We start from the raw sequence: 26,965 nt of genomic DNA on the forward strand, positions 1-26,965 counted from the left end.
CCCGGCGAAGGAGAAAACTGTCACCCATGCAATCAGTCCATTCTGTTACCTATCTATCCGGTTCGGACACCGGCACCTTCTCCCCGTATAGTGACGGGGAGAAGGGGGGCTGGCCGCAACGCCAACGCCCTTCCTGCAACGTGGGTAATTGGCGAAATCATGTATGAGAGCGCCCCTCTCCCCGTCAGTATACTTGGAGAGGATGCCGGCAGGCAGGTGAGGGACGGCGCCGACTTTGGCAGTTGATATTCCCAAAATCGGGCAAAGATCGCCTGTCGGGAGCGTCTCACTCACCCCTGGCGGCCTCTTCGATCTTGGCGATGTCGATCTTGGTCATTTGCATCATCGCCTGCATGACGCGGCCGGCCTTTTCCGTGTCGGGGTCCTGCAGCAGCCTCGGCAATTGCTCCGGCACGACCTGCCAGGAGACGCCGAATTTGTCCTTCAGCCAGCTGCACTGGCTGGGCTCGCCACCGCCCTCGATCAGCCTGTCCCAGAAATAGTCGACCTCCTCCTGCGTCTTGCAGTCGATGGACAGCGAGACTGCCTCGGTGAACTTGAATTGCGGCCCGCCGTTGAGCGCCTGGAACTGCACGCCGTCGAGCTCGAAATAGGTCACCAGCACCTTGCCCTCATTATCGCCGCTGCCCTTGGGCCAGCGCATCACGCTCAGCACCTTCGAGTTCTTGAAGATGGAGATGTAATGGTTCATGGCCTCCTCGGCCTGGTCGTCGAACCACAGGCAGGGGGTGATCTTTTGCATTTTCTTGCTCCTCGGGCTGTTTTGGCTTGTTTTCACGGGTCCAACGGCCGGCTGGCGATAGATGCCGGTCGCCGCCGTCTGCCCAAGGACGCTCAAACAAAACACGATCCGACAGCACCTCTGACTTTTTTACTGCCTGGACCGGCTTGCCGTCTTTGGCTCAAGATCCCGGCGCATCGCAAAACCGTGGCCAGACCAGACGGTGGCGTATATAACGCCGCTCAATTCCGGTTTTCCGCCCCTGTTCGGACGACGCAAACAGCAAGGACAGTTTAATGCCCGCCTACCGTTCCCGCACCACTACCCATGGCCGTAACATGGCCGGCGCCCGCGGCCTGTGGCGCGCCACCGGCATGAAGGATTCCGATTTCGGCAAGCCGATCATCGCTGTCGTCAATTCCTTCACCCAGTTCGTTCCGGGCCACGTCCATCTCAAGGATCTCGGCCAACTGGTCGCCCGCGAGATCGAGAAGGCCGGCGGCGTCGCCAAGGAGTTCAACACCATCGCTGTCGACGACGGCATCGCCATGGGTCATGACGGCATGCTCTATTCGCTGCCTTCGCGCGAGCTGATCGCCGACTCGGTCGAATATATGGTCAACGCCCACTGCGCCGACGCCATGGTCTGCATCTCGAATTGCGACAAGATCACGCCGGGCATGCTGATGGCATCGCTGCGTCTCAACATCCCGACCGTCTTCGTCTCCGGCGGCCCGATGGAGGCCGGCAAGGTGGTGCTTGCCGGCAAGACGCAGGCGCTCGATCTGGTCGACGCCATGGTCGCGGCTGCCGACGACAAGATCTCCGACGAGGACGTCAAGACCATCGAGCGCTCGGCCTGCCCGACCTGCGGCTCCTGCTCGGGCATGTTCACCGCCAATTCGATGAATTGCCTGACCGAGGCGCTCGGCCTTTCGCTGCCCGGCAACGGTTCGACGTTGGCGACGCACGTCGACCGCAGGCGGCTGTTCGTCGAGGCCGGCCACCTGATCGTCGATCTCGCGCAGCGCTACTACGAGCAGGACGACGACACCGCGCTGCCGCGCAGCATCGCCTCGAAGGGCGCCTTCGAGAACGCCATGACGCTCGACATCGCCATGGGCGGCTCGACCAACACCGTGCTGCACATCCTGGCTGCCGCGCATGAGGGCGAGATCGATTTCGGTCAGGACGACATTGACGCGCTGTCACGCAAGGTGCCGGTGCTATGCAAGGTTGCCCCCGCCAAGGCGGATGTGCACATGGAAGACGTCCACCGCGCCGGCGGCATCATGGCGATCCTCGGCCAGCTCGATAACGCCGGACTGATCAACCGCGACCTGCCGACCGTCCACACCGCAAGCCTCGGCGAAGCGCTCGACCATTGGGATATCTCGCGCACGTCAAGCCAGAATGTCCGCGACTTCTTTCTGGCGGCCCCGGGCGGCGTGCCGACGCAGGTCGCCTTCAGCCAGGATCGCCGCTGGGACGAACTCGATCTCGACCGAGAGAAGGGTGTCATCCGCTCGGCCCAATATCCTTTTTCCAAGGATGGTGGCCTTGCCGTGCTGAAAGGCAACCTGGCGCTCGACGGCTGTATCGTGAAGACCGCGGGCGTCGATGAATCGATCCTGAAATTCACCGGCCCGGCCAGGGTGTTCGAAAGCCAGGACGCCAGCGTCAAGGCGATCCTGTCCAACGAGATCAAGGCCGGCGATGTCGTCGTCATCCGCTACGAAGGGCCGCGCGGCGGCCCCGGCATGCAGGAAATGCTCTATCCGACCAGCTATTTGAAGTCGAAGGGCCTCGGCAAGGCCTGCGCGCTGGTCACCGATGGCCGCTTCTCCGGCGGCACCTCCGGCCTGTCGATAGGCCATGCTTCTCCCGAGGCGGCGGAAGGCGGGCTGATCGGGCTGGTGCATGAGGGCGATACGATCGAGATCGATATCCCGAACCGCACCATCCGGCTTGCCGTCGACGATGCCGAACTAGCCGCCCGCCGCGCCGCGATGGAGGCCAAGGGAGCCGCCGCCTGGAAGCCCGAGGAAAAGCGCAAGCGCAAGGTGACGATGGCCTTGCGCGCCTACGCCTCGATGGCGACCAGTGCTGCAAAGGGTGCGGTAAGGTATGTGCCGGAATAGGTTCGCTTCTTCAAAGGGATGACGGTAGATGGATTTCGACCTTATCGTCCGCGGCGGCACGCTGCCCGACGGCAGGATCGCCGATATCGGCATCATCGGCGAGACGATCGCGGCCATCGAGCCGGAGCTGAACGCTCGCGCGGGCACGGCGATCGACGCCCATGGCAATCTGATCTCGCCGCCCTTCGTCGATCCGCATTTTCACATGGACGCCACGCTCTCGCTAGGCATCCCGCGCATCAACGTGTCGGGCACGCTGCTCGAAGGCATCTCGCTGTGGGGCGAACTGAAGCCGTTGTTGACGCACGAAGCGGTGCGCGACCGCGCGCTCGCCTATTGCGACTGGGCAGTGTCCATGGGCCTGCTCGCCATCCGCAGCCATGTCGATGTCTGCGATACCAGGCTGCTGGCGGTCGAAGCCCTGCTCGATGTGAAGAAGACCGTCGCGCCCTATATCGACCTGCAACTGGTCGCCTTCCCGCAGGATGGGTTTTATCGCTCGCCGACGGCGCGCGATAACACCATCCGCGCGCTCGGCATGGGTGTCGACATCGTCGGCGGTATTCCGCATTTCGAGCGCACCGTGGCCGACGGCACGCGTTCGGTGACGGAACTGTGCGAAATCGCGGCAGAACGCGGCCTCATGGTCGACCTGCATTGCGACGAGACCGATGATCCGCTGTCGCGCCATATCGAACAACTGGCCTATGAGACGCAACGCCTCGGCCTGCAGGGCAGGGTCGCCGGCTCGCATCTTACGTCGATGCACTCGATGGACAATTACTATGTCTCGAAGCTGTTGCCGCTGATATCAGAGGCAGGCGTCTCGGCGATCCCCAATCCGCTGATCAACATCATGCTGCAGGGCCGCCACGACACATTCCCCAAACGCCGCGGCCTGACGCGGGTCAAGGAAATGCTTGCCCACGGTATCCGCGTCGGCTGGGGTCAGGATTGCGTGCTCGACCCCTGGTATTCGCTGGGCACCGCCGACATGCTCGACGTCGCCTTCATGGGCCTTCACGTCGCCCAGATGTCGAGCCCGGCCGACATGGCGCGCTGCTTCGACATGGTCACCAACGTCAACGCCGCCATCATGGGCCTCGACCATTTCGGCCTGTCGGTCGGCAAGCGCGCCAGCCTCGTCGTCCTCGATGCCGGCGATCCGGTCGAGGCCTTGCGCCTGCGTCCCGAGCGGCTCTGTGTCATCGCCAGGGGCAAGGTGGTGGCCGAGCGGGCCAGGCAGGAAACACGGCTCTCGATCGCCGGACGGCCGGCAACAGTAAACCGCAGGCACCGCCGGTCTCAAAACTCCATCGATCAGATTGATAGGTCCTGACCGCAAGTCTACAATCAACCTCCAGTTTTATGCCGAGGAGGATGTCATGTGGCACAAGGCGGCGATGGTGGTCGTGTTGGCGGCGACCTGTGCAGGCTGCATGACGGCCGAAGACCGTCGTGCCGCGGACGAGGCGAAATGCCGATCCTACGGCTTCGTCAGGAAGAATGATGCCTTCGCCGAATGTCTGCAGCGCATCGATCTGGCGCGCCGCGCCGAGCTCAGAAGTGCGTCGGTCTTCGATCCTTGGGATCGGCCGGTGATCTATCGTCCGGTTATCATTCGGCCACGGCCAAAGTAGGCCGTTGCGATCGTCCGTACAGGCCCAGCCGATTTCCGGTCCCTGGTCTGGCCGGCTTCCCGATTTCCGCTCGTCAAAGCGGCCGCTTGCGTCTACGACGCTGCTCACCGGGCTTTCATGCGGGAGGAAGCGACATCGGCATGGCACAGCCAACAGCCCAGAATTCAACGTTCAGGAACGTGCTTTTTGCTGGCATTCTGCTGATGCTGGCCGGCGATTTCCTGTTTGCTTTGAATGATGCGATGGGCAAATGGCTGGTCGCCAGCTTTTCCGTCGGCCAGGTCGTGCTGATCCGTTCCATCGGCGCCTTTTTCGTGCTCGGTCCGATGATCGCGCGTCAAGGCGCGGCCAGGCTGTTCCGCATGGAGCGCCTGGAACTGCAGGTCTTGCGCGTCGTCATGACGACGCTTGACACGGCGCTGTTCTACGCCGCCGTCGTCTATCTGCCGCTCGCCGACGTCATGAGCTTCTACATGGCAGGGCCGATCTACGTGGCGGCGCTGTCCCACCTGTTGCTTGGTGAAAAGGTCGGCTGGCGCCGCTGGATGGCGATTCTGGTCGGGTTCTGCGGTGTGCTGATCATGCTCGAACCGTCCTCGGCCGCGTTTTCGCTGTCGTCGACCTTCGCGCTGGCCGGAAGCATTTCATTCGCCTTCGCGATCATTCTCAACCGGCGGTTGCGTAGCACCAGCGACACCTCGCTCGTTACCTGGCAAACCATCGGCACGCTGCTGGTCGGCGGGTTTCTCACCATCGGCAACTGGCAGACGCCGTCCTCGCTCGATTTCGGCGCCATGCTGCTTCTTGGCATCGTCTCCTGCGGCGCGCATCTGATGATCACCAGGGCGCTGAAGCTGGCGCCGGCGTCGACGCTGGCGCCGCTGCATTACAGCCTGCTGCTGTGGGCCGTCATCTTCGGGCTGGCCTTCTTCGGCGACATGCCCGGCCCGCGCATTCTGATCGGCTCGGGCATCATCGTGCTGGCCGGCCTGTTCATCTTCCATCGCCAGAAAGTGGTCGACACGTTGCCGCCCGAAAACGTGCCGAAAGGTGTCAACTAGGGTCCAGATTTCTGGTGCCTTAAGGTTCAGAGTTTTCGCACTTAACCGGCGCGCACCGCCGCCAGATGCGTTGAGAAGTCGGCCGTCTCCATCAGCGCCCTGCAGCGTGAAAAGCGACCGTCGGCATAGGCGCGGAAATCGTCGGCTGGATTGCTGTTGGCAAGCTGGATCAGTCCCCACAGCGTCCACAAGAGATCGCACATCGCCTTGTAGATGACGATGCGGCCGCGCTCCGCCGGCGTCGGCTCGCCACCGAAATAGGCGCCCATCATCTCGTCCTCCTGCGCCGTATCAAACTGGCCTTCGACGCTGAGGTCGCCGAGATCCCAAAGCGGGTCGTTCATGCCGGAATATTCCCAGTCGACGATCCACATCCTGTCGCCCGTATCGAGAAAATTTTCGCACAGCGGATCGCAGTGGCAGGCGACGAGAGGCAGGGGATGCGCGGCAAGCGCCGAGCGCACGGTTTCCGCCTCGATAACGACGTCGTGGTAACCGGCAGGCAGGGCGACGTCCTTGGTCGACAGCACCTTCAGGTAGTCGTCGATCATCGCAAACAGCTCGAAGCGGAAGGGAAACACCGCGCCGGATGTATGCAATCTGCGGAAGGCTTTGCCGGCACGCGCCGGACTGCCCGGCCGGGTCTTGAATTTATCCGGCGACATCGTCTCGGCGCCCGCGATGAAGCGCGTCACCATCACGCCTGTCTCGCCGTCGACATGCAGCAGCTCGGGGCTGACGCCGGCCATCGCTGCCTCCCGCGCCGCCACCGCCTCGTTGGCGCGGTTGATATACTCCTGCGTGCCCTTGCCGGGAATCCGCACGCAGGCATCTCCAGCCCTGAAGACGAGGTTGGTGAGGCCACCCAGCCGCTCCAGCGGTCCCTCGTAGCCGGCCAGCGCCGGAATGGCTGCAAGCGCCGCGCGTGCTTCCTCGTCCACCATCGCTTCTGCCCTCTTTTCGCGTCTATTTGTGGTGACGACGGTTCCACAAATTTCGCCGTTTGGCTATCATCGCCTGCATGCGGTTCACTCCAGCGCCGTGCGTTCCCGTAGGACGCGCTAAGAACGCTGCGGCGCTTTGATTTGCGGACGAGACTGTAATGGCGGACAGGAAAAACAAAGGCGCGCTCGCCGCGGCCTACGCAGCGAAGCGGCCAGAGGAGGTGGCGGCGCTCTACGACCGCTGGTCCGACACCTACGACGCCGACATGTCGGCGGCCGGTTATCGCCATCCGACCATCTGCCTCGCCCTGCTTGCCCGCCACCTGCCGCGCGGCGCGGCACCGCTCCTCGATGCCGGCGCCGGCACCGGGCTCATCGGCGAGTGGCTGAAGATCGCGGGCTATCCGCAGGTCGAGGCGCTCGACATCTCCGAAGGCATGCTGGCCCAGGCAGCGCGCAAGGGCGTCTATTCGGCGCTTCACTGCCTGGCGCTCGGCGGCCCGCTGCCCTTCGCGGATGATGCCTATGCCGGCATCATATCGGCCGGCGTCTTCACCTCGGGCCATGTCGGTGCTGAGGGGCTGGACGAACTGATCCGCATCTGCCGGCCAGGCGGGATAATCGTGCTGACGGTCAAGAACACCCTGTGGGACGCCGGCTTTTCCGCAGGGATAGCCGACCTCGAGGCGAAGGGCGTCGTCACGCGCGCCGAGGAGACGTCGCCCTATGTCTCCATGCCGGGCGAGGCCGACACCGTGCCCAGCCGGGGTCTCGTTCTGCGCGTGAACTGACCATCCCCGCTCTTATGCATGTCGCGCAAAAGTGCGCAGCGGTTTTGCGATAACGCCATGCATAGAAACAAGAACTTAAAGCGCCTCGCATGAATCCGTTCAGACGCGACGCGCTTTAGCCTCTGATCCTTTCTCCGGCCGGGTCGTAAAGCGGCTCGAGATGGATTTTTGCCGGCGTCCGCTCCATAGCCACCACCAACTCGTAGTCGCCGCAGGTGAGGAAATCGTCGCTGACGCCGTCGGCGTTGCGCACATAGCCGTAGCCGATGTTCTTCCCGACCGTGTAGCCATAGCCGCCGCTGGTCAGATAGCCGACCGGCTCGCTGTTGCGCAGGATCGTTTCGCGCCCGAGCAGCACGATCTCGCAATCGTCGACGGTGAAGCCGGCAAAGCGTTTTTTCAGCGCCGCGCCGCTGATATCTTCCAGCGCCCGCCGTCCGAGAAAATCTGTGTTCTTGCGAAGCTTCACCGCCCAGCCAAGGCCGGCCTCCTGCGGCGTGTCGTTGGGCGTGATGTCGGAGCCCCAGGCGCGGTAGCCTTTTTCCAGCCGCAGCGATTCCAGCGCCCGGTAGCCGACCGGGCGGATGCTGTGCTCCTCGCCCGCCGCCATCAGAGCGTCGAAGATTTCGCCCGTCGCCGCGATCGGCACATGCAGCTCCCAGCCGAGCTCGCCGACATAGGTGACGCGCAGCGCCCTAACTGTGGTGCCGGCGATGGAGATTTCCCGCACGTGTCCGAACGGGAAAGCGGTGTTCGACACGTCCGCATCGGTCACCGCAGCCAGCACGTCGCGGGCCTGCGGCCCCATCAGCGACAGCGTGCCGAAATCCTCGGTGACATCGGTGAGCGTCACGTCGAGCTCGTTGCCGACATGGTCGCCGATCCACGAGAAGTCATGCGTCCTAAAGCCGGTGCCGGTGACGACGTAGAATCGGTCTTCGCCGAGCCGCGCCACGGTCAGGTCGGCCTCGATGCCGCCGCGCGTGTTGAGAAGCTGCGTGTAGGTCAGCCGGCCGACCGGCTTGGCGACGTCGTTGGCGCAGATCCAGTCGAGCGCCTTCAGCGCATCCGCACCGGTCATTTCGTATTTGGCGAAGGACGATTGGTCGAAGATGCCGACGTGTTCGCGCACGTGCCGGTGCTCGTCGCCGACCGGCGAAAACCAGTTCTGCCGGCCCATCGAATAGATGTCCTTCGGCTCGACGCCTTCGGGCGCAAACCAGTTCGGCCGCTCCCAACCGAGCTTGGAGCCGAACACGGCGCGGTGCTTTTGCAGCCGTTCGTAGAGTGGCGACACGATCCGTGGCCGGCCCGTGGCATACTCTTCATGCGGGAAGCCGATCGTATAGTGCTTGCCATAGGCTTCCAGCGTGCGGTCGCGGACCCATTGCCGGTCGCGGTGCAGGTCGGAAAAGCGCCTGATATCGACCACCCACAGGTCGAGTGGCGCCTCGCCGTCGACGACCCACTGCGCCAGCACCCAGCCGGCGCCGCCGCCTGCCGCGATGCCAAAGGCGTTGAAGCCGGCGCCGACGAACATGTTGGCGCATTCGGGTGCCACGCCGAGAATGAAATTGCCGTCCGGCGTGAAGCTCTCCGGCCCGTTGATCATCTGCTTGACGCCGACGGTTTCGAGCGTCGGAACCCGCTTGATCGCCTGGTTCATATGCTGCTCGAAATGATCATAATCGTCGTCGAACAGCCGGAACTGCCAGTCGTCAGGGACATCGCCGCCGGGAAGATCGGTCGTCCAGGCTTGCGGGTTCGGCTCATAGCCGCCCATCACCAGCCCGCCGACCTCCTCCTTGAAATAAATGCGGCGGTCGGGGTCGCGGATCGTCGGCGCATCGGTCGCCAACCCGTCTATTCTTTCGGTGACGAGGTACTGGTGCTTCACCGGCTGCAGCGGCACGTTGATGCCGGCTAGCGCCCCCACCTGCCGCGCCCATTGCCCGGCACAGTTCACCACCTTGTCGCAGGCGATATCGCCCCTGTTGGTCTTTACCGTTGTGATGCGGCCCTCCTGCATGTCGAAGCCGGTGACGCGGACATCCTCGAACAGCCTGGCGCCATGCATGCGCGCGCCTTTGGCCAGCGACTGGGTGATGTCGGAAGGGTTTGCCTGGCCGTCGGTCGGCAGCCAGTTGGCGCCGACGAGATCGCCGGTTGCCAGCAGCGGCCACATCGCCTTGACCTCGGCCGGTGACAGCAACTGCATGTCCATGCCGAAGCTCTTCGCCGTCGTCGCCAGCCTCTTGTACTCGATCCAGCGGTCGGCATTGGTGGCGACCCTGAGGCATCCGGTCATCTTCCAGCCGGTGGCCAGTCCGGTTTCGGCTTCCAGTCCCTTGTAGAGATCGACCGAATATTTGAGCACGCGGGTGATCGAGGCCGAAGACCGCAATTGACCGACCAGCCCCGCCGCATGCCATGTCGAGCCCGAAGTCAGTTTGCCCTGTTCCAGGAGCACGACATCGGCCTTGTGGTCACGCGCCAGATGATAAGCCGTCGAACAGCCGATTATGCCGCCGCCGATGACGACGATCTCGGCGTGGGCGGGCAAGGTCATGATATCTGTCCGTATTTTGTTCTGTAGTTTTCCAGCGCGGCATCGAGCCGCGTCAGGTTTTCGTCGGTATAGGCAACGTAGTCGATCCCGGGCGCGTCGAGATAAAGTTCGGAAACCATGCTCCACATCGCCTCGCGCAGCAGCGATGCGCATTGCATGGCCGCATGCGAGCGGCGGATCGCCTCGTCCGGCTCCTTCATGAAATAGGCGGTCAGGAAGGCGAAGGACTCCTCGTCGTTCATGGTGGCGTTCGAGGCAACGCCGGCGAGGTCGAACATCGCCGTGTTGAAGCCGGCATATTCGAAATCGATCAGCCACAGCCGGTGGCCGTCATCGAGAATATTAGCCGGCAGAAGGTCATTATGACCAAAGACGATCGGCAGCAATTTCTGCGCCCGTTCGAGCTCGTCTGCAAGCGTCAGCAGCCGCGGCAACTCGCTTCGCATGCGGCTGTCGGCTTCCTCCAGCGTGCGCGCATAGTCGCGGATGACATGGAATACCCAGAACATGAAGCCGGCGCCGGAGACATGATTGGGCATCTCGCGATGGAAGCCGCGCATCAGGGCGGCGACGCGGTCGATATTGGCGCGGACGTCCTCGGCGACAAAAGTCTTGGCGCCGAGAAATTCCGTTACCAGGATGCCGGGCTCGGAATGGCGGACCGCAGGCGCGAAGCCGGCGGCGTGCGCCGCGCGCGCGGTCATCACCTCGCGCTCGCGAAAGACATGATGGAATGGAAAGTCCTGGCCAAAGCGCACGACATGCCGCCCGGCGGCGTCCTTGACCAGATAGTTGGCGTTGCTCAGGCCGCCTGGCAGCGGCGCGATCTCGATGCTGCCGGTCCAGCAGGGCAGGGCGCGGATGCGGTCCTCGGCGGTCACGGGTGAATCCCTCGTTGCGCGGGGTTCAAGGCGTCGCGGGCGACGCAAAGATGGCGGCCGGCAGGAGGGAGCAATGCGAAGTCCTCGTCGGTGCGGGATCCCGGGATCGGTATCCCGCACCGCACCGACGAGCCCCAGTGCCGGGTTCTTTGACTCCGGCATCCGCCCCCGCGGATTCAAAAAAGTCCTTTTCCCTTACGTCAGACGATTTCCCGGACGTTCGGGCAGGCGAATTTTGGTGCGGCTCTGCCATCGTTCTCCCGTGGCAGTTCCGAAGCCTGTCACAAGCCAGTGTCGCGCCATGTGATCCGGCTTGTCAACGACAACTTGTGGCTTTTTGCCCGAAATCACAAGAATTTCTTGTAAACTGTGGCCGATTTGCCTTAGAAGCGGTCAGTAGCGCAACAAATCGATTGGGTGAGACCGATGCCCTCGAAGCGGCATGGCGAGATCCTGCGTCTCCTCCATGAGGAAGGCACCGTCACCATCGCCAGCCTGGCCGACCGGCTGGGCGTCTCGCTGGAGACCGTGCGCCGCGACGTCAAGCCGCTGACCAGTGACGGTTCGATCCTGAAGATGCATGGCGCCGTCGGCCTGCCGTCGATGGCCGGCGAGGCGCCGTTCGAGCGGCGTATGCGCGAGAATGCCGATGCCAAGCGCGCCATCGCCCGCATGGTTGCCGCCACCATCCGCGACGGCGAAGCGATCATGCTCGACACCGGCACCACGACCTCTTTCCTGGCCCGCGAACTGCTCGGTCACCGGCGGTTGACGGTGGTCACCAACTCCTCCGACATCGCCCGCACGCTGGCCACCGTCAACGGCAACAAGGTCTATATGGCCGGCGGCGAACTGCGCAGCGATTCGGGCGCCGCCTTCGGCGTCTCGGCCATTGAATTCGTCAGCCGCTTTTCCGTCAGCCACGCTGTGATCTCCACTGGCGCGGTCGATGCCGTCACCGGCGTGATGGACTATGATCTGGACGAGGCGGAGTTCGCCCGCATGGTGCTGTCGCGCGGCCAGCGCTCGCTCGTCATCACCGATCACACCAAGTTCGGCCGCCAGGGCCTGGTCCAGGTCTGCGGCCTCGACGGTTTTTCCGAACTCGTCACCGATCGGCCGCCGCCGCACGCCATCGCCGCAGCGCTTGCCCAGGCTGGCGCACGGCTCAGCATTGCCGGCAGCGAAAGCGGGATCTGACCTGGCCAGAGCAGTAATGCGGTGAGCCTGGGATCGGCGGCTTTTCTTCCTTGCCGTCCCGGTGTTTAGTCCGGCGATGGCTTTCACCATCCGCCAATTGCAGTTCTTCATCGCCGTCGCCGAGCAAGGCACCGTGTCTGGCGCCGCCCAAAACCTGTCCATCTCGCAATCGTCGGTCACCGAGGCGATCAAGGAGCTCGAAGGCGATCTCGGCGTCGAACTGTTCGAGCGCCATCCGCGCGGCCTAAACATCACCCACAAGGGCCACCAGTTCCTGCGCCACGCGACAAAGATCCTTGCCGATGTTTCCGATGCGCGCCGCGCCTTCTCCGGCGAGCAAGCGGCGGCTGGCGGCCGGCTGCAACTCGGCGTCACCTCGCTGGTTGCCGGCTATGTGCTGTCCGACCTTCTCGCCCGCTATCGCCGCGCCTATCCGGGCGTCGAGATCTCGGCCATCGAGGACAATGGCGACTACCTCGAACATCTGCTGGTCGGCGGCAAGCTCGACATCGCCGTCATGGTCACCTCGAACCTGCGCGACCGCACCGCCCTGCAATCGGAAATTCTAGAAGTCTCGCCCTACCGGCTATGGCTGCCGCTTGGCCATCCGCTGTCCAGCGCCGACATCATCGGCATCAGCGATATCGCGTCGGAGCCGCTGATCATGCTGACCGTCGACGAGATCGAAGAGAATACCGGAAAATTGCTGGCGGCGATTGCCGCCAAGCCGCATGTCGCCTTCCGCACCCGCTCGGTCGAAGCGGTGCGCAGCCTCGTCGCCACCGGCGCCGGCGTGGCGCTGCTGCCGGATCTCGTCTACCGGCCATGGTCGCTGGAAGGCGACCGCATCGAATCGCGCGATATTTCGGGCTCGTTGCCGGTTGTTCAGGTCGGCACGGTCTGGCGGCGCGGCTCCGGCCTGCCGCAGGCCGCGCGCGACTTCATCGGGCTTGCCCAGTCGCAGCGCATGGTTCGTCAGCGGCCGGACAAGAACGGCCGCTGATCTATCGGAAAAACCGATATCGCCTTTCTGACAAATGAATTTGCGAAACCGGAAATTTCACAGCACTTTGACAATCAGGGACCAAGCCGCCGCGAGAGTGCGGCCCCTCAAATGGGAGATCGACGATGAATTCATTCCTGAAGTCATGCACTGCATTGACGGTCGCGCTGGCCTTCTCCGGCCAGGCGATCGCCCAGGTTAAGGAACTTGGCAAGGGCGAAGGCCAGGTCAACATTGTCGCCTGGCCCGGCTACATCGAACGCGGCGAAACCGACAAGAACTATGATTGGGTCACGTCTTTCGAGAAGAACACAGGCTGCAAGGTCAACATCAAGACCGCCAACACCTCCGACGAGATGGTCGCGCTGATGAACGAGGGCGGTTTTGACCTCGTTACCGCCTCGGGCGACGCTTCGCTGCGCCTTGTCGCCGGCAAGCGGGTCCAGCCGATCAACACCGATCTGATCCCGAGCTGGAGCACGGTCGACGACCGGCTGAAGGATGCGCCGTGGTTCACGGTCGGCGGCACCCACTACGGCGCCCCCTACCAGTGGGGGCCGAACGTGCTGATGTACAACACCGAGGTGTTCAAGGAAGCGCCGAAGAGCTGGAACGTCGTCTTCGAGGAGATGACCTTGCCCGACGGCAAGCCGAACAAGGGCCGCGTCCAAGCCTATGACGGGCCGATCCACATCGCCGATGCCGCCAACTATCTGATGTTCCACAAGCCGGAGCTCGGCATCAAGGATCCCTACGAGCTGACCGAGGACCAGTACAAGGCCGCCCTCGATCTGCTGCGCGTCCAGCGCACGCTGGTCGGACGCTACTGGCATGACGCCGCCATCCAGGTCGACGATTTCCAGAACGAAGGCGTCGTTGCCTCCGGTTCATGGCCCTATCAGGTCAACACGCTGGTTGCTGCCAAGAAGCCGGTCGCTTCGACCATCCCCCAGGAAGGCGTGACCGGCTGGGCCGACACGACCATGCTGGCAGCCGACGCAGCCCACCCGAACTGCGCCTATATGTGGATGGAGCACTCGCTGTCACCGAAAGTGCAGGGCGATGTCTCCGCCTGGTTCGGTTCGCTGCCGGTGGTGCCGGCTGCCTGCAAGGGCAACGAATTGCTCGGCGACGAAGGCTGCAAGACCAACGGCTACAACAATTTCGAAAAGATCAAGTTCTGGAAGACGCCGGTGTCGAAATGCGCCACCCAGGACCAGTGCGTGCCTTACTATCGCTGGGTGTCGGACTATATCGGCGTCATCGGCGGACGGTGAGTTCGTTTCGCATTGCTGGCAAGTTGGCGCTGCCCCTTACCCTCTCCCCGTGAACAACGGGGAGAGGGGATCGCGACCGTTGCGGCTAGCCCCTTCTCCCGTCTCTATACGGGCAGAAGGCCGGCAGGCGGATGAGGGGCAGCGCTGTTGTCTGAATTGACGAGCCTGGCAGATCAGGACAGCTCCATGACATCAGCCGTTTCCTTCCAAAAAGTCTCGCGCCATTTCGGCACCGTGCGCGCCGTCGACATGGTCGATCTCGACATCGTGCCGGGCGAGTTCTTCGCCATGCTTGGACCTTCGGGTTCCGGCAAGACGACCTGCCTGCGCTTGATCGCCGGCTTTGAGCAGCCGACATCGGGCTCGATCTCCATCTTCGGCGAACGCGCCGAAGGCGTTCCGCCCTATCGCCGAAACGTCAACACCGTGTTTCAGGACTATGCGCTGTTCCCGCATCTGAACGTGCTCGAAAACGTCGCCTACGGGCTGATGGTCAAGGGTGTCGGCAAGCCCGAACGGCAGAAGGCGGCCGAGGAAGCATTGTCGCTGGTCCGGCTTCCCGGCTACGGCGCCCGCCGCCCGAGCCAGCTTTCCGGCGGACAGCGCCAGCGCGTCGCGCTCGCCCGCGCGCTGGTCAACCAGCCGAAGGTGCTTCTGCTCGACGAGCCGCTTGGCGCGCTCGACCTCAAGCTCCGCGAGAACATGCAGGAGGAGCTGAAGTCGCTGCAAAAGGCGCTCGGCATCACCTTCGTCTTCGTCACCCACGACCAGGGCGAGGCGCTGTCGATGGCCGACCGCGTTGCCGTCTTCAACGACGGCAAGATCATGCAGATCGGCACGCCGGAGGACATCTACCAGCGGCCGAGGACGCGCTTCGTCGCCGATTTCGTCGGCTCGTCCAATGTGCTGCCGCCGGATTTCGTTCAGCGCTATTCCGGCCAGCATCGCTGGGGCAGCCTGCGCCCTGAATCCATTCGCATCGGCCGGGCGGCGAAGGGCGACGGCGTTGCCGCCCGTCTCGTCTCGACCAATTATCTCGGCGCCACGACCAGACTGGCGCTCGACGCCGACGGGTTGAGATTGCATGCCATTGTGCCGGCCGGTGCGAAATTGCCCAGGGAAGGCGAGGCGGTCGTGCTCACCTTCAACCGCGAGCATTTGCATCTGATGGACGAGCCGGGATGATGGCGCTGTCGGCAATTGTGGCTAGCCGAGGCAAGACGCTCTACGGCGCCCCCCTCTGTCCTGCCGGACATCTCCCCCACGAGGGGGGAGATCGGCTGTTGCAACCACTTTCGCCAGTCACCAACGTTGCAGAAGAGGCGCCGCCGGCGAAGCTGCCGATCTCCCCCCAAGTGGGGGAGATGTCCGGCAGGACAAAGGGGGGCGCGAAGGATCGCGGCCTCCCAAATATCCTCCGCCAAGACAGAGCGGCGTCATGACAATCGCCGCGCTCAACTCCAATCCCGCTCCCGCCATCCTGCCGGGAAGCGGCGGCGTGCGCGGCGCCCTGTCCGACTTGTTCTGGCGCAAGCCGAAGCTGCTGCTGCTGTTGATGCTGCTGCCGCCGGTCCTGTGGCTCGGCATCGTCTATGTCGGCTCGCTGTTCGCGCTGCTGTTGCAGAGTTTTTTCTCGATCGACGAATTCTCCGGCCTCATCAACCGGCAGTTCACGCTGAAGACCTATGGCGACCTGCTGCAGGCCGCCAATCTCGACATCATCCTGCGCACGGTGACGATGGCGGCCCTGGTCACGCTCGCCTCGGCGACCATCGCCTTTCCCATCGCCTATTACGCGGCCCGCTATGCGCGCGGCCGCTGGAAAGCGCTGTTCTATCTCGGCGTGATGCTGCCGCTGTGGTCGAGCTATCTGGTCAAGATCTACGCCTGGAAGCTCATTCTCGCCAAGGAAGGCATTCTCACCTGGCTGCTCGCCAAGCTGCATCTGCTATGGCTGCTCGATGGCTGGCTGTCGCTGCCGGTCGTCGGCGGCAACTCGCTGTCGGTGTCGTCCACCGGCACCTTCATCGTCTTCGTCTACGTCTGGCTGCCGTTCATGATCCTGCCGGTGCAGGCGGCGCTTGAGCGCGTGCCGGGCAATCTGGTCGAGGCCTCGTCCGATCTCGGCGCCTCGCCCGGCCAGACCTTCCGCAACGTGCTGTTCCCGCTGGCGCTGCCGGGCATCGTCGCCGGCTCGATCTTCACCTTCTCGCTGACGCTGGGCGACTACATCATCCCGCAGATCATCGGCACCTCGCGGCTGTTCATCGGCCGGGCCGTCTATTCGCAGCAGGGCACCGCCGGCAACATCCCGCTCGCAGCCGCCTTCACCGTGGTGCCGATCGTCATCATGGGCTTCTACCTCTGGGGCGCCAAGCGCATGGGGGCCTTCGATGCGCTCTGATGGCTCACCATCCGCTCCTCTCGGCCTGAAGGTCGCCGCCGCCTGCGGCCTGCTGTTCCTGCATCTGCCGATCTTCCTGATCTTCGTCTATGCCTTCACGACCGAGGAAAAGAGCTTCGCCTGGCCGCCGCCGGGGCTGACCATGCAATGGTTCGCCGTCACCTGGAACCGCCCGGACGTGTGGGAAGCGCTGTCGCTGTCGGTCCGTGTCGCCGCCATCTCGACACTCGTCGCCCTGATCCTCGGCACGCTCTGCGCGGCCGCCGTGTCGCGAACACGGTTCTTTGGCCGCGAAACCATCTCGCTGCTGGTCATCCTGCCGATCGCGCTGCCCGGTATCATCACCGGCATCGCGCTGCGTTCGGCCTTTTCGCTGGCCGAGATTCCGTTCTCGTTCTGGACAATCGTGCTCGGCCACGCCACCTTCTGTGTCGTCGTCGTCTACAACAACGCCGTCGCCCGCTTTCGCCGCACCTCCGGCTCGATGATCGAGGCGTCGATGGACCTCGGCGCCGACGGCTTCCAGACGTTTCGGCATGTCGTGCTGCCCAACATCGCCACCGCGCTGCTGGCCGGCGGCATGCTTGCCTTTGCGCTGTCGTTCGACGAGGTCATCGTCACCACCTTCACCGCCGGCCAGCAGCAGACGCTGCCGATCTGGATGCTGGAGGAATTGATCCGTCCGCGCCAGCGCCCGGTCACCAATGTCGTGGCCATGGTCGTCGTGCTGGTGACGCTGCTGCCCATCCTCGTCGCCTATTACCTGACCCGCGACGGCGACCAGATCGCCGGTTCGGGCAAATGACGTCAAGAATCCATAAGGGAGAGATTGCCATGGACACAAAGATGCTGATCGGATCGAAATTCGAGAAGGGCACCGAGACCGAGGAGCCGATCCTCAATCCGAAGACCGGGGCGACTATCCTCAACCTGCCTGAAGCCAGCCAGGCGCAGATCGAGGCCGCGGTGCTGGCGGCCGAAAAGGCCTTCGTCACCTGGTCGCGCACCACGCCGGCGCAGCGCTCAGCCTATCTCCTGAAAATCGCCGATCGCATCGAGGCCGCGGCGCAAGATTTCGCCGCCCTCGAGGCGCTCAATTGCGGCAAGCCGATCAATGCCGTGCTCAACGACGAAATCCCGGCGATCGTCGACTGCTACCGCTTCTTTGCCGGCGCTGTCCGCTCGATGCCCGGCCAGGTCGCCGGTGAATACATTCCCGGCCACACTTCGATGGTTCGCCGCGATGCCATCGGCGTCGTCGCCTCGATCGCGCCGTGGAACTACCCGCTGATGATGATGGCCTGGAAGCTGGCGCCTGCGATTGCCGGCGGCAATACGGTCGTCTTCAAGCCGTCCGAGCAGACGCCGCTGACGGCGCTGAAGCTGGCAAAAATCCTTGCCGAGATACTGCCCGAGGGCGTCGTCAACGTCGTGCTCGGCAGAGGCGACAGCGTCGGCAACACGCTGATCAACCACCCGAAAATCAACATGATCTCGATCACCGGCGATGTCGCCACCGGCAAGAAGGTGCTGCAGGCCGCCGCCAAATCGGTCAAGCGCACGCATCTCGAACTAGGCGGCAAGGCTCCGGTCATCGTCTTCGACGACGCCGATCTCGGCGCGGTGGTCAATGGCCTGCGCGCCTTCGGCTATTACAATGCCGGCCAGGACTGCACCGCCGCCTGCCGCATCTATGCCGGCAAGAAGATCTACGACAAGCTCGTCGCCGACCTTTCCTCCGCCGTCTCGACCATCAAATACAACCGCCCCGACGACACCGAAAACGAGATCGGACCGTTGATCTCACGCCGCCAGCGCGACCGCGTCTCGAGTTTCGTCGAGCGCGCCTCGGAGCTTAAGCACATCGAGATCACCACCGGCGGCAAGCCGGGCGAGGGCACCGGCTTCTTCTATCAGCCGACCGTCGTCGCCGGCGCGCTGCAGGAGGACGAGATCGTGCGCCGCGAGGTGTTCGGGCCGGTTGTCTCCGTCACCCGCTTTGCCGAGGTCGACGAGGCGGTGAACTGGGCCAATGACAGCGACTATGGCCTTGCGTCCTCGGTGTGGACCAAGGATGTCTCGCGCGCCATGGCGACGGCCGCCCGGCTGCAATATGGCTGCACCTGGATCAACACCCACTTCATGCTGACCAACGAGATGCCGCATGGCGGGCTGAAGCAGTCCGGCTACGGCAAGGACATGTCGCTCTATGCGCTGGAGGATTATACCGCCGTGCGCCATGTGATGGTGGCGCACGGGTAGCGCCTTTTTCTTCTCCCCGTTGACGGGGAGAAGGTGGCCCGAAGGGCCGGATGAGGGGCAGCACCGGGCCTACTTCTGCGAAGCGGCGATCCCGGTATTCGACTCACCGGCCCCAGGGCCCTTGCCGCTTGGAACGACGCCCCCGGCATTGGCGCCGAAGCCCGCTGCTTCCGATGCGGCCGGCCGCTTGATCCTTGCCGAGGCGGCCACGACAAGCTCGTTGAAGCCTTCGCCACCATCGTCCAGCATCTCGAACAGTTGCCGCCGCATCCTCGGCTCCCAGAATTTGTTGATGTGCTCGGCGACGCCGGCAACGCCTTCCTCGCGCGGCTTGGAGTGAAAAAAGGTGGCAATCTGGTTGGCCATGCGGACCAGCTTTTCGCTGGTGCTCATGATGTGGCCTTCGTCATGCGACATGCTTGGCAACTCCGGTAGCCACCCGGTCGGGGTGGGTAAAAATATCGAAATCATCGCCGCGCACCAAAGCCACCAGCGTCATGCCGGCGTCCCCGGCGGTACGGATGGCAAGTGCCGTCGGCGCCGAAACGGCAATGATGAACGCAGCGCCGATCGCCGCCGTCTTCTGCACCATCTCGACCGAAACGCGCGATGTCACCACGACAGCACCCAAGGTGCCATCGATGCCGGCTTTGGCGAGCGCCCCGGCCAGCTTGTCGAGCGCATTGTGGCGGCCGACATCCTCGCGCGCCATGACGATGCCCTTGCCGGGGATATAAAAACCGGCGGCATGGACCGCACCGGTCTCGGCATGAAGCGGCTGCGCTTTCGACAAAAGCCTGACCGAAAGGACGATGTCGTCGGTGTTAAGTGTAAGTCGTGACGAACCGACCGCCTCGACCGAGCGCATCGCCTCCTCGATCGACTCGATGCCGCACAGCCCGCAGCCGACCGGGCCGGCCAGGCGTCGGCGCCGCGCCTCGAAGCGCGTATTGGCCTGGTCCTTCAGCCTGATCTGGATGTCGATGCCGGCGCCGTGATCCTCGACCTCGATCGCCTCGATTTCCCGGCCGTCGGCGACAATGCCTTCGGTCAGCGAGAAGCCGAGCGCGAAATCCTCGAAATCGGCCGGACTTGCCATCATCACCGCGTGAGTGGTGCCGGCAAAGGAGAACGCCACCGGCGTCTCTTCCGGCACCATCCGGTTGGCGGCCGCACTGCCGCCGGCGCGGTGGGCGAGGCGGGAGATTTGTGTGATAGCGCAACGTTTAGGCATCACGCGGCACCCCCTTTGGCCTGCCGGCCATTTTACTTGGGAAGCGTCGAAGGCTTCTTGCTTCAATTGGCAGTTGCTCTCCCAGGCCATCCCCCACTCCGTCGCTGCTTCGCAGCGCCACCTCTCCCCCTCCGGAGGGAGAGGAAGGGAGCCTGCAGTTCGCGCGCTTTCCTCTCCCCCGTCGATCGGGGGAGAGGTGTCGAGCGAAGCTCGACGGAGTGGGGGTCGACCAACCGTCAAGATTGAAGCGCTTTCGGTCGAATGCCTCGGCACGATTACTCCGCTGCTTCCAGCGTCGCGATGCGACGGCTGTTGCGGGCCTGCTCGTCATAGTCGAGCTGCCATCCCGACGGCCCGTTGGACGCGCCGACCTGCACCGCCGTCACCTTGTATTCCGGGCAGTTGGTCGCCCAGTCGGAGAAGTCGGTGGTGATGACGTTGGCCTGCGTGTCGGGGTGGTGGAACGTCGTATAGACCACGCCAGGCGACACCTTGTCGGTGATCAGCGCGCGCAGCGTCGTCTCGCCGGAGCGGCTGGTCAGGCGGACCCAGTCGCCGTCGCGCAAACCTCGGTTTTCGGCGTCATGCGGGTGGATCTCGAGACGGTCCTCGCTGTGCCACATGACATTGTCGGTACGCCTGGTCTGCGCGCCGACATTGTACTGCGATAGGATGCGGCCTGTGGTCAGCAGCAGCGGGAAGCGCGGTCCCGTCCTCTCGTCAGTCGCCACATATTCGGTGCGGATGAACTTGCCCTTGCCGCGCACGAAGCCGCTGATATGCATGATCGGCGTGCCTTCCGGCGCCTGCTCGTTGCACGGCCACTGCACCGAGCCCATCCTTTCCAGATAACCGTAGGAAACCTTGGCGAAGCTCGGCGTCGTCTTCGCAATCTCGTCCATGATTTCGGACGGATGCTGGTAATTCCAGGCAAGCCCCATCGCCTGTGCGAGCTTCTGCGTCACTTCCCAGTCGGCAAAGCCGTTGCGCGGCGCCATCACCTTGCGCACGCGGTTGATGCGGCGCTCGGCATTGGTGAAGGTGCCGTCCTTTTCGAGGAAGGTCGAGCCGGGCAGGAAGACATGCGCGTAGTTGGCGGTCTCGTTGAGGAAGAGATCGTGGACGACCACGCATTCCATGGCCGCAAGGCCTGCGGCGACATGCTTGGTGTCGGGATCCGACTGCAAAATGTCCTCGCCCTGCACATAGAGGCCCTTGAACGAGCCGTCGACGGCGGCGTCCAGCATGTTGGGGATGCGCAGGCCGGGCTCGTCGTCGAGTTTGACCCCCCACAGGCTTTCATAGATATCGCGTACCGCGTCGCCGGAGACGTGGCGATAGCCGGGCAGCTCATGCGGGAACGAGCCCATGTCGCAAGAGCCCTGGACATTGTTCTGGCCGCGCAGCGGGTTCACGCCGACGCCCGGCCGGCCGATATTGCCGGTCGCCATGGCGAGATTGGCGATGGCGATGACGGCGGTCGAGCCCTGGCTGTGCTCGGTCACGCCGAGGCCGTAATAGATCGCGCCATTGCCGCCGGCGGCAAACAGCCTTGCGGCGCTGCGGATCTCTTCAGGATCGACGTTGGCGAGCTGGCCGACCACCTCAGGGCTGTTTTCCGGTAGCGCCACGAACGACGCCCAATCCTGGAACTCGTCCCAGTCGCAGCGTTCGCGGATGAAGGCCTCGTCGAACAGGCCTTCGGTGACGATGACATGGGCAAGCGCGGTGACCACGGCGACATTGGTGCCCGGCTTCAGCGGCAGATGATGCTGCGCCTCGATATGAGCCGAGCGCACGATGTCGGTGCGGCGCGGGTCGAGCACAATCAGCTTGGCGCCCTTGCGCAACCGCTTCTTCATGCGCGAAGCAAACACCGGATGTGCGTCGGTCGGATTGGCGCCGATGATCATCACCACATCGGTCTGCTCGATCGAGTCGAAATCCTGCGTGCCTGCCGAGGTGCCGAAAGTCTGGCCAAGGCCATAGCCGGTCGGCGAATGGCAGACGCGGGCGCAGGTATCGACATTGTTGTTGCGGAAACCCTGGCGGATCAGCTTCTGCACCAGATAGGTTTCCTCATTCGTGCAGCGCGACGAGGTGATGCCGCCGATCGAGGTGCGGCCATACTGGTACTGGATGCGGCGGAACTCGTTGGCGGTGTGGGTCAGCGCTTCCTCCCACGACACCTCGCGCCATGGATCGGTCACCTTTTCGCGGATCATCGGATTGAGGATGCGCTCCTTGTGGGTCGAGTAGCCGTAGGCAAAACGGCCCTTGACGCAGCTATGGCCACGGTTCGCCTTGCCGTCCTTGTAGGGCACCATGCGCACCAGCTCGTCGCCGCGCATTTCGGCCTTGAACGAGCAGCCGACGCCGCAATAGGCGCAGGTGGTGACGACCGAATGCTCGGGCTGGCCGATCTTGATCACCGATTTCTCAGAAAGCGTCGCCGTCGGGCAGGCCTGCACACAGGCGCCGCAGGACACGCACTCGCTGTCGATGAAAAGCTGGTGCATGCCGGGCGACACACGGCTTTCGAAGCCGCGGCCCTCGATGGTCAGCGCGAATGTGCCTTGCACCTCCTCGCAGGCGCGCACACAGCGCGAGCAGACGATGCATTTCGATGGATCATAGGTGAAGTATGGGTTGGACTCGTCCTTCGCCATCCATTTGAAGTTTTCGGCGCCGTCGTTCTTCTTGAAGACGTGGTTGTCGCCCTCATAGCCGTAGCGCACATCGCGCAGGCCGACGACGCCGGCCTGCGTCTGCAATTCGCAGTCGCCATTGGCCGCACAGGTCAGGCAGTCGAGCGGATGGTCGGAGATGTAGAGCTCCATCACGCCGCGGCGGATGTCCTTCAGCCGACCGGTCTGGGTGTGCACGACCATGCCCGGCGCCACCGGCGTCGTGCAGGAGGAGGGCGTGCCGTTGCGGCCGTCGATCTCGACCAGGCAGAGCCGGCAGGAGCCGAAGGCGTCGACCATATCGGTGGCGCAAAGTTTCGGGATGGCAATGCCGGCCTCCATCGAGGCGCGCATGATGGATGTGCCTTCCGGCACGGTGACGGTGAAGCCGTCGACGGTCAGCGTCACCTGCTTCTCGGACGTCGAGGCCGGCGTGCCGTAGTCGATTTCCTGAATGAGACCCATCGCGAGGTTCCTATTCTGCTGCTTCGGCGACTGGCGCCGGCTTGAAATCTTCGCGGAAGTGGTTGATTGCGCTCATCACCGGATAAGGCGTGAAGCCACCCAGCGCGCAGAGCGAACCGAACTTCATCGTGTTGCAGAGGTCCGTCACCAGCTCGATCTGCTTTTCCGGCTCGCTACCCCTGGCGATCTTGTCGATCGTCTCGACGCCGCGTGTCGAGCCGATGCGGCAGGGCGTGCACTTGCCGCAGCTCTCGATGGCGCAGAACTCCATGGCGAAGCGCGCCTGCTTCAGCATGTCGGCGGTGTCGTCGAAGACGGTGATGCCGGCGTGGCCGATCAGCCCGTCCTTGGCGGCGAAGGCTTCGTAGTCGAACGGCGTGTCGAACAGGGAGCGTGGGAAGTAGGCACCCAGAGGGCCGCCGACCTGCACCGCTTTGACCGGCCGTCCAGTCGCCGTGCCGCCGCCGATGTCGTCGACGATCTCGCCAAGCGTCATGCCGAACGCCGCCTCGAACAGGCCGCCATATCTGACATTGCCGGCGATCTGGATCGGAATGGTGCCGCGCGAGCGGCCCATGCCGAAATCCTTGTAGAAGGCAGCACCCTTGTCCATGATGACAGGCACCGAGGCCAGCGAGATGACGTTGTTGATCACCGTCGGCTTGCCGAACAGGCCCTGGATGGCCGGCAGTGGCGGCTTGGCGCGAACGACGCCGCGCTTGCCTTCGAGGCTGTTGAGCAGCGAGGTTTCCTCGCCGCAGACATAGGCGCCGGCGCCGACGCGGATTTCCATGTCGAAGGCGTGGGGCGAGCCCAGCACGTTGAGGCCGAGCAGGCCGGCCTTGCGGGCGGCCTCGACCGCCTTTTGCATCATCGCCACCGCATGCGGATACTCCGAGCGGATATAGACAAAGCCCTTGGTTGCCCCGGTGGCGACACCGGCGATTGCCATTCCCTCGATCAGCACGAAGGGATCGCCCTCCATGATCATGCGGTCGGCGAAGGTGGCGCTGTCGCCCTCGTCGGCATTGCAGACGATGTACTTTTTGTCGGCGATCGTATCGAGCACCGTCTTCCATTTAATGCCGGTCGGGAAGCCGGCGCCGCCGCGACCCCGCAGGCCCGACTCGGTGACCTGCTTGACGATGTCGGCCGGAGCCATCGCCACGGCGTTCTGCAGGCCCTTCAGTCCGCCATGCGCCTTGTAGTGATCAAGCGACAGCGGATTGATGACGCCGCAGCGCGCGAAGGTCAGGCGCGTCTGCCTGGCCAGGAACGGGATCTTGTCGGGCGCGCCCAGCCAGCGCTTGTGGTGACCGCCGGTGAGGAAGCCGCTGTCGAACAGGCTTTTGACATCGGATGGCTTCACCGGCCCATAGGCGACACGGCCATTTTCTGTCGCCACCTCGACCATCGGCTCGAGGAAATAGGCGCCGCGCGAACCGTTGCGCACGATCTTGGCCTCGATGCCGCGATCGGCCAATTCCTTCTCAATCGCCTTGGCGACCTTTTCCGCACCGAGCGCCAGCGCGCCGGAATCGCCGGGAATATAGATGCGCGGGATCATGAGCGCACCTCGGCTACGATCTCGTCGAGTTTTTCGTCATCGAGCCGGCCGATCACCTCGCCGTCCAGCATCGCCGATGGCGCGCAGGCGCAAAGGCCGAGGCAATAGACCGGCTCTAGCGTCACCGAACCGTCGCGGGCCGTCTCGTGGAAGCCGATGCCCAGCAATTGCTTGAGCTTGGCGGCAATCGCGTCCGAGCCCATCGATTGGCAGGCTTCGGCTTGGCAGAGCTTCAGCACATGCCGGCCGGCCGGCCGGCTGCGGTAATCGTGGTAGAAGGTGACGACGCCGTGCACCTCCGCCTTGGAGATGTTCAGCGCTTCGGCGATGACCGGCAGCGCGTCATGCGGCACATGGCCAAACTCTTCCTGGATGCCGTGGAGGATCGGCAACAGCGGGCCTTCGAGCCCCTTCAACTCCTGAACGATCGCCGCCGTGCGCGACGTGATCTCGGTACTTGCAGGCTGCATGATCATGCAGCGCCCTCCCTGGTCGTAGTAATCCGCTAAGTGCCTAGGAAATCGGAGGAAACCCGCCAAATCAATAAAGCTGATCCGTTGCTCGATAGAAATCTTCTATCGATGCCGTCCAGCTGCAATCTCTAGCTCAGTGGCGGGCGCGGAAATCGTCTGCCAGCGCCATTGCCTCGTCCAGCAGCGCCGAGACCAGCGGGGTGTGCGGCTCGCGCAGCGTCGCCACCAGCCCGACGGTGTGGCTGGCGTCCGGCTCGACGATCGGAATGGCCCGGATCGGCTCGGAAAAGCCGAATGTTTCCGAGAGGTTGAGCGGCATGATCGACGACCATTTTCCGGTACGGATATGCGAGAACAGCACGATCATCGAATTGGATTCGAGTGTCGGCCGCACCTGCGTGCCGGCTTCGGCCAAATGCTGGTCGATGATGCGGCGGTTCTGCATGTCCGGCGTCAACAGGCAGAGCGGCAGCTGGCTGAGCTCCGCCCATGTCACTTTGTCGCGGTGGGAATAGGGGTTTCCGATCGCGGTGATCAGCTGATAGCGCTCGTCATAGAGCGGCACGCTGGTCACCCGCCCCAGCGGCTCGTTGTCGAGATAGGTGATGCCGGCGTCGATGTCGAAATTGCCGAGCAGCGACAGCACCTCGATCGAGGTGCGCGACAGCACCGAGAAGGTGACGCCGGGATGTTTTGCCCGAAAAGGCGTCGTCAGCCGCGCCACCATGGCCAGCGCCGTCGGGATGGCGGCGATGCGGATGCGCCCCGAAAGGCCGTGACGCGCCGCCCGCATCTCTTCGCGCATGGTGCGGGTATCGCCGACGATGCGGCGCGCCCACGCCAGCACCTGTTCTCCCTCCGGCGTCAGCCCCTGGAAGCGCGAGCCGCGCAGAACCAGCATCACGCCGAGCTGGCCCTCCAGCTGCTTGATGCCGGCCGAAAGCGTCGGCTGGGTGACGCCGCACACCTCCGCCGCCCGGCCGAAATGCTCCTCCCTGGCCAGCGCGATGAAGAATTCCAGCTTGTCGATCATGAGCGGACGCTACCCGGCCGAGTGAGGCTGCGCCAGATGCATGCTGTTTTTGCCTGGCGAATCCTCATTGCGGCCGAAGCTTCGCCGCCGTCCAGGCCTAGCTGTCGACCAAGTTCAGAATGTTGCCGTCAGGATCCTTGAACCATGCGACCTTCATGCCGTAGCCGACGTGGATGTCGCCTTCCAGCTTCAGGCCCGGCATCTCGTAGTGCTCGAAGACAACGCCTTTCGATTTCAGCGCCTTGACGATGGTGTCGATCTCGTCGCCGACCATCCAGGTCACCGCCGTCGCCTTGTTGGTTCCGGCGAATTGCGAGCGATAGACATTGATGCTGGTGTCGCCGCATTTGTAGACGATCAGTTCGCCCCCCTCGTTGTGAACCTCCGTCAGCCCCAGAACGTCTTCATAGAAGGCCTTGGCCTTGGCCAGGTCCTTCACCGCGAGATTGGCCGTTGCGTTGCTGTTTGCGAGCATGATTGGTCTCCTTTGCTTGCGGGCGAGCACGTCCGAAGCCTGCAAAGATAGGGCTGCTTCGTCTTCAGGCGACGCAGCCTGTGCGATCGGCGTGCTTCTTCCCTAAAGACGTTTCG

The 26,965-nt window shown here is 63.7% G+C and carries 23 protein-coding genes; 12 read left to right on the top strand and 11 right to left on the bottom strand.

The features are described 5' to 3' along the window. Positions 1-286: 286 nt before the first annotated feature. Positions 287-763 carry a VOC family protein gene (locus X738_RS74530; RefSeq protein WP_023802859.1) on the bottom strand — a complete coding sequence of 159 codons (477 nt, stop codon included), beginning with the start codon at positions 761-763 and terminating at the stop codon, positions 287-289. 275 nt (positions 764-1,038) lie between these two features. On the opposite strand from X738_RS74530, the gene ilvD reads away from it, so the two are divergent. The 4 genes from ilvD to X738_RS74550 all read left to right on the top strand — a co-directional run bounded on the left by ilvD (position 1,039) and on the right by X738_RS74550 (position 5,584). Then, on the top strand, positions 1,039-2,883 hold the full coding sequence (gene ilvD, locus X738_RS74535) for a dihydroxy-acid dehydratase (protein ID WP_023802860.1): 1,845 nt from the start codon (positions 1,039-1,041) through the stop codon (positions 2,881-2,883). A 28-nt stretch (positions 2,884-2,911) separates the two neighbouring features. Next, positions 2,912-4,222 carry an amidohydrolase family protein gene (locus X738_RS74540; RefSeq protein ID WP_023802861.1) on the top strand — a complete coding sequence of 437 codons (1,311 nt, stop codon included), beginning with the start codon at positions 2,912-2,914 and terminating at the stop codon, positions 4,220-4,222. A 46-nt stretch (positions 4,223-4,268) separates the two neighbouring features. Next, positions 4,269-4,523, top strand: coding sequence for a hypothetical protein (locus X738_RS74545; RefSeq protein ID WP_023802862.1), 255 nt, complete (start codon positions 4,269-4,271; stop codon positions 4,521-4,523). Between the two features lie 140 nt (positions 4,524-4,663). Next, positions 4,664-5,584: a DMT family transporter gene (locus tag X738_RS74550; RefSeq protein ID WP_023802863.1), complete on the top strand. Its 921-nt coding sequence runs from the start codon at positions 4,664-4,666 to the stop codon at positions 5,582-5,584. Positions 5,585-5,625: 41 nt separating this feature from the next. Here the strand turns inward: X738_RS74550 and X738_RS74555 are convergent, their stop codons facing one another. Further along, positions 5,626-6,528: a phosphotransferase family protein gene (locus tag X738_RS74555; protein ID WP_023802864.1), complete on the bottom strand. Its 903-nt coding sequence runs from the start codon at positions 6,526-6,528 to the stop codon at positions 5,626-5,628. Positions 6,529-6,686: 158 nt separating this feature from the next. Here X738_RS74555 and X738_RS74560 point away from each other — a divergent pair, with 158 nt between their 5' ends. Continuing rightward, a complete protein-coding gene (locus X738_RS74560) occupies positions 6,687-7,319 on the top strand; it encodes a class I SAM-dependent DNA methyltransferase (protein ID WP_023802865.1) in 633 nt (210 codons plus the stop codon). Between the two features lie 115 nt (positions 7,320-7,434). Here the strand turns inward: X738_RS74560 and X738_RS74565 are convergent, their stop codons facing one another. Together X738_RS74565 and X738_RS74570 are read right to left on the bottom strand one after the other, a co-directional pair. Beyond that, positions 7,435-9,888: a GcvT family protein gene (locus X738_RS74565; protein WP_023802866.1), complete on the bottom strand. Its 2,454-nt coding sequence runs from the start codon at positions 9,886-9,888 to the stop codon at positions 7,435-7,437. Continuing rightward, a complete protein-coding gene (locus tag X738_RS74570; protein WP_023802867.1) occupies positions 9,885-10,769 on the bottom strand; it encodes a phosphotransferase family protein in 885 nt (294 codons plus the stop codon). Before X738_RS74570 ends, X738_RS74565 begins: the two co-directional genes overlap by 4 nt. A gap of 426 nt (positions 10,770-11,195) precedes the next feature. Here X738_RS74570 and X738_RS74575 point away from each other — a divergent pair, with 426 nt between their 5' ends. The 7 genes from X738_RS74575 to X738_RS74610 all read left to right on the top strand — a co-directional run bounded on the left by X738_RS74575 (position 11,196) and on the right by X738_RS74610 (position 18,915). Next, complete coding sequence (locus X738_RS74575; RefSeq protein ID WP_023802868.1) at positions 11,196-11,969, top strand: DeoR/GlpR family DNA-binding transcription regulator; 774 nt, start codon at positions 11,196-11,198, stop codon at positions 11,967-11,969. A gap of 76 nt (positions 11,970-12,045) precedes the next feature. Continuing rightward, entirely contained in the window at positions 12,046-12,972 is a 927-nt protein-coding gene (locus X738_RS74580; protein ID WP_023802869.1) for a LysR substrate-binding domain-containing protein, read from the top strand. A 125-nt stretch (positions 12,973-13,097) separates the two neighbouring features. Beyond that, a complete protein-coding gene (locus X738_RS74585) occupies positions 13,098-14,249 on the top strand; it encodes an ABC transporter substrate-binding protein (protein WP_023802870.1) in 1,152 nt (383 codons plus the stop codon). Positions 14,250-14,435: 186 nt separating this feature from the next. After that, complete coding sequence (locus tag X738_RS74590) at positions 14,436-15,434, top strand: ABC transporter ATP-binding protein (RefSeq protein ID WP_023802871.1); 999 nt, start codon at positions 14,436-14,438, stop codon at positions 15,432-15,434. A 253-nt stretch (positions 15,435-15,687) separates the two neighbouring features. After that, on the top strand, positions 15,688-16,653 hold the full coding sequence (locus X738_RS74600) for an ABC transporter permease (protein ID WP_023802873.1): 966 nt from the start codon (positions 15,688-15,690) through the stop codon (positions 16,651-16,653). Further along, the gene (locus X738_RS74605; RefSeq protein ID WP_023802874.1) at positions 16,643-17,458 is read left to right on the top strand and encodes an ABC transporter permease; all 816 of its coding nucleotides are present in this window, start codon (positions 16,643-16,645) and stop codon (positions 17,456-17,458) included. The genes X738_RS74600 and X738_RS74605 overlap by 11 nt, the downstream gene beginning before the upstream one ends. Positions 17,459-17,487: 29 nt before the next feature. Next, positions 17,488-18,915: a gamma-aminobutyraldehyde dehydrogenase gene (locus X738_RS74610; RefSeq protein ID WP_023802875.1), complete on the top strand. Its 1,428-nt coding sequence runs from the start codon at positions 17,488-17,490 to the stop codon at positions 18,913-18,915. Between the two features lie 69 nt (positions 18,916-18,984). Here the strand turns inward: X738_RS74610 and X738_RS74615 are convergent, their stop codons facing one another. From X738_RS74615 to X738_RS74645, 7 genes are all read right to left on the bottom strand, one after another. Beyond that, the gene (locus tag X738_RS74615) at positions 18,985-19,332 is read right to left on the bottom strand and encodes a formate dehydrogenase subunit delta (protein ID WP_023802876.1); all 348 of its coding nucleotides are present in this window, start codon (positions 19,330-19,332) and stop codon (positions 18,985-18,987) included. Beyond that, positions 19,322-20,149, bottom strand: a complete 828-nt coding sequence (gene fdhD / locus X738_RS74620) for a formate dehydrogenase accessory sulfurtransferase FdhD (protein WP_023802877.1) — start codon at positions 20,147-20,149, stop codon at positions 19,322-19,324. Before fdhD ends, X738_RS74615 begins: the two co-directional genes overlap by 11 nt. A gap of 275 nt (positions 20,150-20,424) precedes the next feature. Then, positions 20,425-23,301, bottom strand: coding sequence for a formate dehydrogenase subunit alpha (gene fdhF / locus X738_RS74625; RefSeq protein WP_023802878.1), 2,877 nt, complete (start codon positions 23,299-23,301; stop codon positions 20,425-20,427). Between the two features lie 10 nt (positions 23,302-23,311). Beyond that, positions 23,312-24,868, bottom strand: a complete 1,557-nt coding sequence (locus X738_RS74630) for a formate dehydrogenase beta subunit (RefSeq protein WP_023802879.1) — start codon at positions 24,866-24,868, stop codon at positions 23,312-23,314. Beyond that, complete coding sequence (locus X738_RS74635) at positions 24,865-25,344, bottom strand: formate dehydrogenase subunit gamma (RefSeq protein WP_023802880.1); 480 nt, start codon at positions 25,342-25,344, stop codon at positions 24,865-24,867. The genes X738_RS74630 and X738_RS74635 overlap by 4 nt, the downstream gene beginning before the upstream one ends. 130 nt (positions 25,345-25,474) lie before the next feature. After that, positions 25,475-26,374, bottom strand: a complete 900-nt coding sequence (locus X738_RS74640) for a LysR family transcriptional regulator (protein ID WP_023802881.1) — start codon at positions 26,372-26,374, stop codon at positions 25,475-25,477. Between the two features lie 97 nt (positions 26,375-26,471). Beyond that, entirely contained in the window at positions 26,472-26,849 is a 378-nt protein-coding gene (locus tag X738_RS74645) for a VOC family protein (RefSeq protein WP_023802882.1), read from the bottom strand. Positions 26,850-26,965: the final 116 nt, after the last annotated feature.

The sequence above is a fragment of the Mesorhizobium sp. L48C026A00 genome (genome assembly GCF_000502375.1).
Lineage (GTDB): Bacteria > Pseudomonadota > Alphaproteobacteria > Rhizobiales > Rhizobiaceae > Mesorhizobium > Mesorhizobium muleiense.